The 13,283-nt window shown below is 66.5% G+C and carries 6 protein-coding genes; 1 reads left to right on the top strand and 5 read right to left on the bottom strand.

Annotated elements, in window-relative coordinates:
* Nucleotides 1-148 precede the first annotated feature (148 nt).
* Nucleotides 149-844 carry a rhamnosyl O-methyltransferase gene (locus CRM90_RS25350; protein ID WP_286145664.1) on the top strand — a complete coding sequence of 232 codons (696 nt, stop codon included), beginning with the start codon at nucleotides 149-151 and terminating at the stop codon, nucleotides 842-844.
* A gap of 153 nt (nucleotides 845-997) precedes the next feature.
* Here CRM90_RS25350 and CRM90_RS25345 read toward each other — a convergent pair whose 3' ends face one another.
* The 5 genes from CRM90_RS25345 to CRM90_RS25325 form a co-directional block, all read right to left on the bottom strand.
* The gene (locus CRM90_RS25345; RefSeq protein ID WP_102809663.1) at nucleotides 998-2,434 is read right to left on the bottom strand and encodes a sugar nucleotide-binding protein; all 1,437 of its coding nucleotides are present in this window, start codon (nucleotides 2,432-2,434) and stop codon (nucleotides 998-1,000) included.
* A gap of 16 nt (nucleotides 2,435-2,450) precedes the next feature.
* Nucleotides 2,451-3,449: a dTDP-glucose 4,6-dehydratase gene (rfbB, locus tag CRM90_RS25340; RefSeq protein ID WP_102809662.1), complete on the bottom strand. Its 999-nt coding sequence runs from the start codon at nucleotides 3,447-3,449 to the stop codon at nucleotides 2,451-2,453.
* A complete protein-coding gene (gene rfbA, locus CRM90_RS25335; RefSeq protein WP_102809661.1) occupies nucleotides 3,449-4,318 on the bottom strand; it encodes a glucose-1-phosphate thymidylyltransferase RfbA in 870 nt (289 codons plus the stop codon). The genes rfbB and rfbA overlap by 1 nt, the downstream gene beginning before the upstream one ends.
* A complete protein-coding gene (locus tag CRM90_RS25330) occupies nucleotides 4,315-10,800 on the bottom strand; it encodes a beta-ketoacyl synthase N-terminal-like domain-containing protein (RefSeq protein ID WP_102809660.1) in 6,486 nt (2,161 codons plus the stop codon). Before CRM90_RS25330 ends, rfbA begins: the two co-directional genes overlap by 4 nt.
* Nucleotides 10,797-13,283: SDR family NAD(P)-dependent oxidoreductase (locus CRM90_RS25325; protein ID WP_142391452.1), on the bottom strand; the 2,487-nt coding region annotated here is incomplete at its 5' end. The genes CRM90_RS25325 and CRM90_RS25330, both read right to left, overlap by 4 nt.

Below are 13,283 nucleotides of genomic sequence, written 5' to 3'. Positions count from 1 at the left end.
CAACATCGCTAGGTCAACCTAGCAAATTCCGATCACCTGTCAGTGACGCCCTTGTTAATATGCTGCGGTGACGGGACAACTCAACGAAGCGGCAGTTCACGGGCACAGCCAAGGGAAGCGGTCGGTGCCGCAAATGGCGATGGCGACGCTGTCGTCGGTTCGTCAAGTAGCTCGATCCGCACTAGCGATCGTGGCCTACCAGCCCACGGGTAACGAAGCCGAGGAATACCACAAGTGGTACTTCAACACGTTCGTCTGGCGCAAGACGACGTGGATGGGTATCAACACGTGGAAATCCGTCAGCGACATGTGGAACTACCAGGAGATCTTGTTTGATCTGAAGCCGTCGCTGGTCATCGAATTCGGCTCGAATCAGGGCGGATCGGCGCTGTACTTCGCGAACGTGATGCGGCAGTACGGGCGACCATTCAAGGTGCTCTCCGTAGACATCGACCATAAGCCGTTGGATCCGGTGGCTAGGTTGGACCCCGACGTCGAATTCGTTGAGTCGTCGTCTACAGCGCCAGCGATCGCGGAGCGGATCAAGAAGTTGCGAGAAGAGTACCCTGGCAAGGTGTTCGCCATTCTCGACAGCGACCACTCAAAGGATCATGTGCTGGGTGAGATGAAGTTGCTGAGACCTCTTCTGGTGCCGGGAGACTACCTCTTGGTCGAGGACGGCATCGTCAACGGACACCCCGTGCTCCCTGGCTGGGGTCCCGGGCCGTACGAGGCAATCGAAGAGTACGAGCAGGAGTTTCCGGGCGACTACACCCACGACTCGGAGCGGGAGGCCAAGTTCGGATTCACCTTTGCCCCCCGCGGCTTCCTGATCCGTAACTGAGCGTAACGGCAAGGGCCGTCCCTTTTTTGGGGACGGCGCTTGCCGATCAACGCTGAGCTGATCGCAGCGCGCAAGCCCGCTGACACCTGACCCCCGGTTTGCCACAGCGCCAGAGACACGAACTCTCAGCTCATACAAGCTACGGTCTAGCGGCTAGCTGGCTCCGGACGCGGCCCGGCTCTCCAGCCGCACGTAGTTCGCCAGACTCTCACCGGCGTCGGCGGGCACGAACCCCGTCGATTCGATCTTCGCCAGATCAAGAACGCCGTGAAGCGGCCGGGGCGCAACGGGATTCGTCGCCGTGCTGAAGTACTCCGCCGTCGACACCCCGCTGACCCGTGAAGGGTCGTGACCGGCGAGTTCGAACGTGCGCCGCGCCACGTCGGCCCATGAGGTGGCCGGTCCGGATCCGGTCACGTTGTAGGTTCCGTACGGTGCGCGCGTCTCGATCACATGCCGGATGGCCCGGGCCAGCTCCGAGGTGAATGTCAACCGACCGATCTGGTCGTCGACCACCGACGGGTCGATACCCCGTTCGGCGAGAGAAAGCATGGTGCGCACGAAGTTTCGTCCGTCACCGATCACCCACGAGGTGCGCAGGATGTAGTGCCGGTCCAGCGTCCCGATGATCTGATCGCCGGCGGCCTTCGTCTGGCCGTAGACGCCGAGCGGCGTCATCGGATCGTCCTCACGGTAGGGCCGCGTCGCGCTCCCGTCGAACACGTAGTCGGTCGATACGTGCACCACGGTCAGCCGGTGTGCCGCTGCGACGCGCGCCAGATTCGCGATGCCGGTGACGTTTGCCGCCCACGCCGCGGCCCGTCCCTCGGCGGTCTCGGCGGCATCCACCGCCGTATACGCCGCGGCATTGACGATCGTGTCGTAATCCCGCCAGGAGCGCGCCGAAGCGAAATCCGCACTGGTGAGATCGAAGTCGGGCAGATCGACGTACTCGACATGCGACAGGCCGTCGAAGGCGTCACGCAGTGCGCGGCCCAATTGCCCGTTGCAACCGATCACCAACGTCTTGCGCGGCTGGACCGGAACAACGTCCGACAGCGGTCCTTGAGCCCGATCCTTGGCGGACAGCTCGGCCTGCTCCAGCGGGATCGGCCAATCGATTGCGATAGTCGCATCCGCGGGGTTCAGCGAGGTGTAGACACCGTCCGGCGAGTAGTGATCGTTGACCAGGTAGGTGTAGGCGGTGTTCGGCTCCAGCGTCTGGAACCCGTTACCGACGCCTTGCGGCACGAAGACGGCGCGCGATGGGTCAATCTCAGCGGTCACCACGGTCCCGAAGGTCGGCCCGTCGCGCAGGTCGACCCACGCGCCGAAGATCCGGCCAGTAGTAACCGAGATGTACTTGTCCCACGGTTCGGCATGAATGCCACGGGTGGTGCCGGCCGAGGAGTTGAACGAGACGTTGTTCTGCACCGGCCCGAAATCGGGCATCCCGGCGGCCACCATCTTCTCGCGCTGCCAGTTCTCCTTGAACCAGCCGCGATTGTCACCATGAACAGGCAGGTCCCAGATGACCAAACCGGGAATCGCCGTCTCCGTTGCGCGGAGTGGTTTTCCAAGCTCCGTCATTGCGTGCGCTCCCCTGTCATTGCCCGAGTCTGGCGTAGAAAGCCTCGGTGGCGTCTTTGGCGGGCGCCCACCAGCTTTCGTTGTCGCGATACCAGTCGATCGTCGCGGCCAGCCCTTGCTCGAAGTCAGGATATCGCGGCCGCCAGCCGAGCTCATCGCGCAGCTTGGTCGCATCAATGGCGTACCGCAGGTCGTGACCGGTCCGGTCCGGCACATTCTCGTAGGCATCGGCCGGCTGGCCCATGATCGTCAGGATCAGCTCGACGACGGTCTTGTTGTCCTTCTCGCCATTGGCGCCGATCAGGTATGTCTCCCCGATCCGGCCGTCTTCCAGAATCTGCAACACTGCCGAGGAGTGATCATCGGCGTGGATCCAATCGCGCACATTCAACCCCTCCCCGTACAACTTGGGGCGTGTCCCCCGCAGCACGTTGGTGATCTGACGGGGAATGAACTTCTCCACATGCTGATACGGGCCATAGTTGTTGGAGCAGTTCGAGATCGTCGCCTGCACGCCGTAGGAACGCATCCACGCCCGCACCAACAGATCGCTGCCGGCCTTGGTCGACGAATACGGCGACGAAGGGTTGTACGGGCTGGCTTCGGTGAACCGGCCCGGATCGTCGAGCGCCAGGTCGCCGTACACCTCATCGGTCGAGATGTGGTGATACCGCACGCCGTACTTGCGGACCGCTTCCAGCAGAGTGAACGTCCCGATCAAGTTGGTGTGCAGGAACGGCTCCGGGTCGTCCAGTGAATTGTCGTTGTGGGTTTCCGCGGCGTAATGCACGACGCTGTCGACCCCTGCCACCAGCTTGTCGACGAGCTCGGTGTTGGCGACATCACCGTGGACGAAGCTGACCCGATTCTCGGGCAGGCCGGCCAACGACTCCCGATTCCCGGCATAGGTGAGTTTGTCCAGCACGGTGATGTGATGGTCGGTGTGCTGATGCGCGTAATGCACAAAGTTGGATCCGATGAAGCCGGCGCCTCCGGTGACCAGAAGCTGCGCCACTAGAGACCCCTTTCCAGCAGATCCAACAGGTACGAGCCGTACCCCGACTTCACCAGCATCTCGGCCCGCTCACGCAGTTCGTCATCGGAGAGAAAGCCTTGCCGCCACGCGATTTCCTCTGGAACGCCGATCTTCAAACCGGTCCGCCGCTCCATCGTACGAACAAAATCCGCCGCGTCGGTCATCTGATCGAAGGTCCCGGTATCCAGCCACGCCGTGCCGCGGGGCAACACCTGCACTCGTAACCGGCCCTGCTCCAAATACTCCCGGTTGACGTCGGTGATCTCGTACTCACCGCGATCACTCGGCGAGAGGTCCCGCGCAATCGCTACGACGTCGTTGTCGTAGAAGTACAACCCGGGGACCGCGAAATTGCTTCGAGGTTGTTTCGGTTTCTCCTCCAGCGACACCACCACTCCGCTGGGATCGAATTCGACCACACCGTAGGCCGAGGGCTCGGCCACCCAGTAGGCGAAGATCTGGCCGCCGTCGACGTCGGAGAAGCACTTGAGCTGGGTACCCAGTCCGGGACCGTACAGCAGATTGTCACCCAGGATCAGGGCGACCTTGTCGTTGCCGATGAAGTCCGCACCGATGGTGAATGCCTGAGCGAGTCCATCCGGGGACGGCTGCTGTGCGAACGTGAGCGAGATGCCGAACCGGGATCCGTCCCCGAGCAGCCGTTCGAAACTCTCCGCATCGTGCGGGGTGGTGATCACCAGGATGTCGCGGATCCCCGCCAACATCAGCGTCGACAGCGGGTAATACGCCATCGGCTTGTCGTACACCGGGATCAACTGCTTCGACACGCCAAGGGTGATCGGGTGCAGGCGGGTTCCGGAACCACCCGCCAGGATGATGCCCTTCATGACATCCGTCGGATGACGCGAACGCCCATCCCGCGGGTCTCGTAGATGCACAGGTCGTCACACCAGAACCGGCCGTCGAACACCGCGAGCACGCCACGATCGTCGCTCTGGGTCGACAGAATCTCGATCTCGGACTTGGTGCGCTTGTTGGTCGGTGTCACCTGACCGCGGAACTTCCAGCTGAACATTTGATCCAAAGCGACGGGCTCGAACTCGAATTCGTCACCCACGCCGACCAACCCGGCCAGCCGGACCGCCGCGCGGGCCGCCTGCTGCATGGCTTCCAGACCCAGCGAACCCGGCTGCACCGGATCCTGGAAGAAGTGGGCCTTGAAGAACCACGCCTCCGGGGTGACGTCATACTCGGCGACCAGCCGGCCCAGACCTGCTTCTCCCCCGCCGGGCCAAAACTTCACCCGGTCGAGCACCTGAAGCCTCCCCTGGTCCAGCCAAGGTGCGCCGTCGAGCTCGGGAGCCCGGTACGACAGTTCGACCGGAGCCGGTTCGGAAAGCGCCTCCAGCACGCCTGGTTTCATCCGCAGACCGACTTGGTTGCGCAGCGCCTCGGGACTGAAGAACCCGAATGCCGTCTTCATCGTCATGATGACGTCGTCGTTCTGGGTGCAGACCACGTCGAAGAAGACGATCGTCGACCCGGCGCCGTCGGCGAACCGCTCCAGCGTCGAGGTCACCCGCAGCGTGCCGACCCGGGCCGGCCGATGCTGGACGACCTCGCCACCGTCGAGATTGCGGAACACCACGTCGTCGAGACGATTCGCGGCAAATCCGTTGTACGACGACAACCAGCCGCACGGCTGCAGCAGGATTTCGATGAGCACCGGCATCGGCACCGCGTCGACATGAGCGTCGGCGAAATACCATTCGCCTTCTGGCACATCATATTCCGCGACGACGGTGCCGCCCTTGGTCGGCACCCCCGGCGGACTGGACACGCTGAGTACGCGGGACATGAAGTGGTACGGCTCGTCCGGAAGACGCGGCGCCCGCCGAGTTCCGTCGAACGGCGCGTACAGGGCGCCGAACGCATCCGACGGCATCCCGCGCCCGCACGCCAGAAGCGCGCCCTGGTCACCGCGAACATCGTTGGTGCCGGCCAGGATCTGCACCGGCCCGGGTGCGCCCGGCGGCATCGGCCAGTCCGGGACCAGACGCATCCCGAAGCGACGGGCGTGGAACACCTTGAAACCGTCACTGCGGCAGAGCAGAGCGGCGAAGACCGTCGGCGTCGGACCGTCGATGATCTCTTCGATGAACACCTCGTAGTCGAGCATGTGGTCGGCGTCCGGGGTCACCTGTCCACGACAGACGAAGCGGGCCATGTCATCCGGGACGGGCTCGAATCGCCACCCGTCGCGTTCGATGGAGAACCCGTAGGCCGCCATCGCGAACGACAGCGCCTGGGTGGCCGCGTCGGCCATCAGCGTGCCGGGCATGCAGGGGTCGTTCTTGAAATGCCCGTCGTAGAACCACATGTCCTTGGGCACGGCGGCGGTGGCGCGCAGATACCCGCGGCCCCACGGTCCGCCGTTGGGATCGAATTCGGCGATCTCGTCGATCAGCCGCAATTTGCCCTTCGGCAGTGACGGCGTGCGGGTGTGGGCGGCGGCCCGTTCGAAGCCGGGTCCGAAGCACCGGTAGGCATGCCCCTCGGTGAAGGCCTCGACATCCTCGCGGGTGAACGAACGCTTCTGAGTGACCACCGGCGGCTCATCGCGGACCGCGCCCTCGCGCGGAGCGTCGTCAGCGGCGTCCCACAACACCCCGTCCGACTCGGCGAGCTCGGCATCGGAGAAGAATCCGGCCTGCCCGTTGCGCACCGAGATCATCAGCCGGTCACCGATGTAGCAGTCGTAGTGGAAGAAGAACAACCGCGTATCACCGGTTTTCGCATGACCGTCGATGTGGATCTCGTAGTGCAGCGTGTCACCGCCCTTGGGCAGTTCGCCCATGAACGTCAGGTCGCAGCCGAGCAGGCGGTAGACGCGTTCGCTGCGGTTGGTGAAATCCGCGCCTAGCCAGGAGGCGAGCAGCAGATCCGCTTGCCCGCTCTCGATTACCACGCCCGGCGACATGCGGCCGTTGTGGATGTACCAGGCGTCGGGGTCGACGTCGGTCTCGGTGACGATTGTGCCGGTGCCCATCGTTCCCGGCTCACCCTCGATGCTCATCACCCGGTCGGCCAGCAGCAGCGGCGGCTCCGGCATCCGCACCAGCCGCTCGTACTGGTCGTACTCGGCAAACTTCGGTCCCATGACCTCCGAGACCTTGCCGCCGGCAAGGATTTCCAGCTGAGCACGGGTCCACAGCGGCTCTGTGGCCGCCGCCGGACGCGTGCTCGGCGCAGGCGCAGGCGCGTGCATTGCGGCCGGTGTCACGGTGACCGGCGGCGCCGGGGGTGCCGGCGGCGGCGGAGGCGGTGCGGGCGGCGAAGGCATCACCGGTGCGCTCGCCGCGGGAGCGGGTGTCGGTGCGGGTGTGAAGACCGCGGGCGCGCTCGTCGCGACCGTGGAAATCGATCCCCGCCGTCCCGACACCAGCGCGAGAAGATCGCCGCGCGACTTCAGGAACGACGAGTGGGCTTCTGCCTGTCGCTCTAGGAAGGCGGTGTGCGCGTCGCTGACCGAGGCGACCAGATTCAGCGCCGTCGTCGTCTGATCGCTGAGCGCGCCAGCCGTCGGCGCGGCCGGAGCAACCGGCCGGGCCACGACAGTGCTTGTCTCCGTGACGGTGTGCACTGCGAGGTCCTGCGCTACCACCAGCGGCGCGAGCTGCGCAGGCGCGGGCGGCATGACTTGAACACTTCGCACATCAGACATGGGTGTACTTCCGTTTCTGGACGCCGCCGGCGTCGAGACAGTCCTGGGTGGTGCTGGGGGCGAAACAGTCTTGGGCGTCTCGGGAACCGAGACGATGTCCGGCCAGTGCGCGGGGAACGTCAGCGTGCGAGTTCCCTCCGACGCTGCCGGCCCCCGCTGTTCGCGTAGTTGCCGGATACGCGCCTCGAACGCCTCGATGTCGACGGGCAGTCCGTGCACCCACAGCTTGGACACGCTCTCGGCCAGGGCGCGCAACCCGCGCCGTTCCTGAGGGTCCAGCGCGACAGCCAGATGCGGCCGATCGTCGAGGATCTTGCCCACCGCACCGGTCAGGATGCTGCGCGGACCGTGCTCGACGAAGATCCGGACGCCGTCCTCCCACGCTTGCAGAATCGTTGCGGGGAAGTCGATCGGCTCGAGGGCCTGACGGGTGATCGCCTCGGCGGCGGCCTCACGGGTGGGGACGTAGGCCCGGTTGACCGCGTTGGTGTAGAAGCGGATGTCGGGGACCTCGTGCGTGTCCCGGGTGTGAATGTTGCGCCAGGTATCGGCGAACGGCGCCATGGCCTCGCAATGAATCACCATGTCCAGCCCCAGCGGGATCGCGGTGGCGCCGGCGAGCGCGTCGATCACCCGGCGGCATGCCGCGGGATCCCCACCGATGACGCAATCGTCGGGTGCTTGCACGATGGTCATGTAGGCGTGCGGTTCGGCGGCCAGGGCCGCGTCGACCTCACTGCGGGGCGCGGTGATCCGCCAGCATTCCCACGGGGCCGGCTGATCTCCGAGTCCCCAGTCGGCCGCCGCGACGCGGCAGTCACCGGTCAGTTCGTCGCCGTACATGCCCGACGCCTCGATCTCGCCCAGCATCGGTTCCAGATCACGCCAGACCCCGAAGGCCAACAGCGAGTTGGTCTCACCCGACGAAAGTCCGATCGCGGCAGTCGGTTTGAGTCCCAGTACGGTTCGGGAGAACTCGGCCTGCGACTGGCAGACCAGAGCGCAGCCGGTCAGCTGGGTGCGCGGATCCAGCGTGGTGATCCCGGCTCCGTGCAGCGCGCGCGCCAGATCACCGACGCCGGAGAGCCGTTCGGTGAGTGCATCACCGATCTCGGGCCACGCGAACAGCAGATCGCGCCCGGCACCCGGGTACGCCGCGGCCGCGCCGGTGAACGTGAACGCCAGTTCGCCGGCCATCGGTTCCTCGGCGTATGCGATGCCGGGGATCGCCGGAGCCTCGCCGCGTTCCAGGCGCTGGATAGCCTGCTGCCGCAGCGTGTCCACCGTGGACTCGCTGTCACCCACCAATGAACACCGCACCGGCCCGGCTCCACCCGCCTCGCCGCGCTTCATCCGCGCCAGCAGGTCGGCCCGGCTGTCGCCGGCATAGCGTTGCGAAACCGGAACAACGCCAACAGCCAGCGGCTTGGGCGCACCATCTCCGGCAGACACGGTGATGCCGTCGGCGTGGCCTCCCAGCGCCTCCACCCACACCGCCGCCGAGGTTCCGCCCGGCGCCGGTTGAGCCCCGGCCGTGTCCACCCGCACCCGGGCCCGGACTGCCTCGGCGCGGGCCGCGATCTCCACAGCAGCACTGGCCGCATGAGTGCGACCGATCCGGCCGACCGCGAAGTTGGGGTCGGTTTCGATCGGTTCGTCGTCGGTGTCGATGACGGCGATGATCTCGTCACCGGCCGCTTCGGCGTCCCCGCGCCGCTTGAGCACGAAGGCCACCGCGGCATCGCCGTGTCCCACGCTCGTGTCGGCGTCGAGCGCGTCGGCAGCCTGCGAATGCGCAGGTTCACAACACATGTCCACCGCACCGGCCACGACAGTGTCGAGTTCACGATGTCGCAGCGCGCGAATGCCGATCTGCAGCGCGGTGATCGCGGACAGTTCCTCGGTGGACACGGTGAATCCGAATCCGCGGAAATCGCGCTGCGCATGGATGCGGTTGGCGGGAATGTTCGGCATGGTTCCCACCACGCCGTCGGCGGTCAGCCTGGGGGCCGCCTGTGCGTTGGCCTCCAGCCACCGTTCGTTGTCGGTGTTGAGCACCCGCAACCGTTGCCGCGCGATCATGGCATCGCAGCCCATGCCGACGAACACCCCGGTTCGCTCCGGATCGGTGACGACACCGTCGAGCGCCTGCCCGGCCGCTGCCAGCATCACGGTCTGCTGACTGAGGCTGCCCGCGAGTTCGTTGGGCGGGAAACCGAGTCCGGCAAGCTCGAGGGCCACGCTGTCGAGCGGGGTGGGCTGCGCCTCCGGGCCGAACACCCGGCGACGGAATGCCTCGGCATCGCGCGCGTCGCCGGTGACCACACCGAGTCCGCAGATCACGATCTCGTCGGTCGGCGGCTGTTGCCGGTTCACCGAAGGCCTTGGCCCGCGGTAGTTCTCGACGATCAGGTGCGCGTTGTTGCCGCCGAACCCGAAGTTGCTGACCGCCGCGCGTTTGACCGGGCCGTCCCACGCCGTGGGGGTGGTCACCAAGGTGAACGGCGTATCACCGAGCTTGTCGGTCGGCTTCTCACACACGGTGGGCGGAATGGTCGACGCCTGCATGGCGGAGAGCACATTGACCAGGCTTGCCGCGCCGGACACCGTGATGGTGTGGCCCAGGTTGCCTTTCAGCGCACCCAGTTTCAGCGGAACGTCACCATAGGCGGCCGCTATGCTCTGCAACTCGGTGGCGTCGCCCAGCGGGGTGCCGGTGGCGTGACAGTCCACATAGTCGATGTCGGCCGGCGTCAGCCCCGCCTGCTCCAGCGCGGACAGCATGGCACGGGTCTGACCGCCCACCGCCGGCGCCAGGAAGCCGCTCTGACGGCCGTCGTTCGAGAGCCCGACACCCAGGATCACCCCGAGGATGTCGTCCCCGGCGCGCTCCGCATCGGAGAGGCGCTTGAGCGCCACCAGCGCGGCGCCTTGGGACGGCACCAGGCCGTCGGCTTCCGCGTGGAACGGGCGGGACTGTCCTGTCGGGCTGAGCGCCTGCAGCGAGGTGAAGCCCAGATGCAGGAACAGGTCGTCCGATCCGTTGACACCGCCGGCAAGCATCACGTCGGCATCGCCGTCGTGTAGTGCGTCGCAGGCGAGTTTGATCGCGTAGAGCGACGATGCGCAGGCCGCGTCGAGCGTGAACACCGGGCCGTTCATCTCCATCGCGCCGGCGACGAGGTGCACGGGCAGCCCCGACGAGAACCGGTTGCGCGGATCGTCGTTGCCCTCCCCCGTCCAGAAGGCCTCGACGAACGCCGTGCCCATGGTGCTGGGATACGACAGATTGCCGACGATCAAGCCGGTGCGCGGAGCCGCGAGCGGACGGCCGAGCGCCTGCTGAGCGCACTGAGCGAGCCACCCGACGATCGGATCGAGCTGGTCGAAATCGGGTATCCGCGAGGCGAACTGGCTCAGATCGACCGAGGTCGCGACATAGCCTCCGGTCGCCGACGCGACACGCAGACCCGGTTTGTCGCTGGCCAGCAGCTTTCCCGCGTCCACGCCTCGCCACCGGTCACGCGGGGTGGGGGTCAACAGACAACGTCCGCTCAGCGACGCGTCGAACAGCTCCTCCGGTGTCGCTGCGCCGGGCAGCGCACAACTGCGTCCGACGATCGCGACGGGTTCGAAACCGCTCACGCCGGAGTGTCCGCGGCGCCGCCCGCGGCGTAGAACTCGACACCTTCGAGCGTTGCGATGAGCGCACCGTCGGAGGTTTCGTACGCGATGTCGAAGTCGACCCGCTTGTCGTTGACCGGGTGTGCGGCCAACCGGCAGCGGCCGATACTGCCGTCGCCGAACGCCCGGTGCAGAACGACACGCGCGATACGGATCGGCAGCACCAGCGGGCGCCCCTGAGAAGCGGCCCATACAATGCCGAGCTGCAGGCCGCCGTCGACGCCGGCGGCGTCGATCGCCCAGCCGTTCTGTGGCCAGCCGAGAGTGTCGAGGCTCTTGAGGTCGGCACTTCCGCCGGCAGCGCCGAACGTGTCGAGACGCTCGATCACCGCGAACTGCGGCCCGTGGAACAGGGGTCCGGCGTACGCCTCCTCGACGCTGACCGGCCAGGCCGATCCCGACACCGGCGGAACCGACAATTGCGGTGCCGCGATGGCTGCGGTATCGACGGTGGCGCGGTAACGGGCCCGGCCCTGCACATCACTGACGGACACCGCGTACTCCGAGCCGATGGGTTCGAAATCGATTCTCAGTGTCTGCTTCTCGCCATCGGCGAAGGTCACGCCGGAGAGCACCTGGAAATCACGGACCACTGGGCAGGTATCGGCGACCAGGCCGCGAGCGGCGCGCAGAATCGCATCGAGCGCGATCACCACCGGCACCACCACCCGGCCACGGACCTGGTGATCGGTCAGCACCGGCAGGTCTTCGGCCGAGATATCCCACTCCAGGTGGGCGGCCCGCAGCCGGGGCTCGGCGGGGGCGGCAACCACGACCGCGGTGGCCGACGAACGGCACAGCGCGTGGTCGGCGAAGAACTGTGCTCCTTCATCGATGGGGATGACACCCACACCGCCGGCGAGGAATCGGCTCTTCAGTGTCGCGTCGACCATTCCGCCGTCCCACGGTCCCCAGCCGAATGCGCGGACGACACATTCGCCGTTGCGCCGTGCGGACTCGCGGGCCGCGATGGCCTCCAGCGCCGCGTTGGCGGACGCGTACGCCGCCTGTCCGGGATTGCCTGCTCGCGCCGCAATCGAGGAGAACAACGAGATGAAGCGCAGCTCGTCGGACGACGTTGCATCCAGGAGTGCCTCCGCACCAACCAGTTTCGTGTTGAACACCTTGAGGAAGCCGTCGTCGTCGAGGTCTTCCAGACGCTTGTCGGCGAGCACACCGGCGCCATGGACGACACCGACAATCGGTCCGAAGTTCGCCCGGACCTCGTTCAGCACGGTGTCCAGTGCGGCGCGGTCGGTGATGCTGGCCGCGAAGTAGCGTGCGGGTGTGCCCTGCCGCTCCGCGGTCGACAGGGTGGCGCGGACTTCCCGCTCGGCCAGCAGGCTTTCGGCTTGGGCGCGTGCCTGCGGCAGGCTGAGCTGTTCACCGCGGGCCCGCGCCGATGTCGCCAGTGCGGTGGCGATCTCGGCGGCCGTGGTACCAGCCGGTTCGTCGGCGCTCACATCCCGCAGGGGCGTGCGGCCGAGCAGCGCGAGCCGCAGGCCGTGGCGTTTGGCCAGCGCCAGTGCCGAATCCGCCGTCACACCACGAGCGCCACCGGTGACCAGCACAACGCCGCCCGTGGTGACGCTGATCGTCTCACCCTCGCCGACCGACGATTCGATGTCGTCGACCGCCACCAATCGGGTGCCGTCGGCGCGCAGCGCGACCTCGATACCGCTACCACCCTCGAGCAGTTCGGCAGCCAGTCGCTCGGCGTCCAGGCTTTCCATGTCAACGGCCCGCACGGATGCGTTCGGCCATTCCCAGCCTGCGGTCTTCACCAGGCTCGCGACTCCGACCGGTACGTCAGCAGCGCCGAACCGAGCGCCCGTCGACTGTACGGCGACGAAAAGCCTTGTCGCAGCGTTGCTCCTGGCGACGCTGCGTGCAGCGTGGAATGCGCGCAGGTGCATCGCAACACAGTCTTCGGGTGTGCGAGCCGCGGACAGGGCGGCCAAGCTGATGACGGCGCCTGCCTCGGCGGGTACCTCGTCGACAGCGCTGGCGTTGATGCCGCGAGCCGTCAGTGCGGTCTGCAGGGCATCGGCGAAGGCAGGGTCCTCACGGGTGACGAAGACGACGCCGTCGCGCAGGCCCGCCATCGCGAGACCGGTGGGCGGCGCGGCGCGCAGCTCGGCCTCGGTGCAGGACAGCCCGACCGGAGCGGACGACGACGCAGTAGCCTGCGGTGCCGCGGTGGGCTGTTCGGTGCGGCCACCTGAAGCGAATCCGGAGACGGTGTCGACGACGTCCTGCAGAGTGCGCAGGTTGGCCAGCTCCGAGGCCGGGATCTCCGGGGCACCCGGGAACTTCGCCTGCAACGCCGCCAAAATCTCGACCTGCTTGATCGAATCGATCCCGAGCTCAGCCTCCATCTCCATGCCCAACCCGAGCATGTCCACCGGATAACCCGTCTTCTCCGAAACAATCGACAACACAAC

The sequence above is a fragment of the Mycobacterium sp. ENV421 genome, from assembly GCF_002887815.1.
In the GTDB taxonomy this organism is placed as follows: Bacteria; Actinomycetota; Actinomycetes; order Mycobacteriales; family Mycobacteriaceae; genus Mycobacterium.
The sequence above is the reverse complement of the archived record's forward strand: the minus strand, read 5'-3'. Positions and strand labels throughout refer to the sequence as shown.

Excerpts from the sequence above, each read along its gene's own strand:
- CRM90_RS25345 (WP_102809663.1), bottom strand. The coding sequence starts at position 2,434 with ATGACGGAGCTTGGAAAACCACTCCGCGCAACGGAGACGGCGATTCCC.
- rfbA (WP_102809661.1), bottom strand. The coding sequence starts at position 4,318 with ATGAAGGGCATCATCCTGGCGGGTGGTTCCGGAACCCGCCTGCACCCG.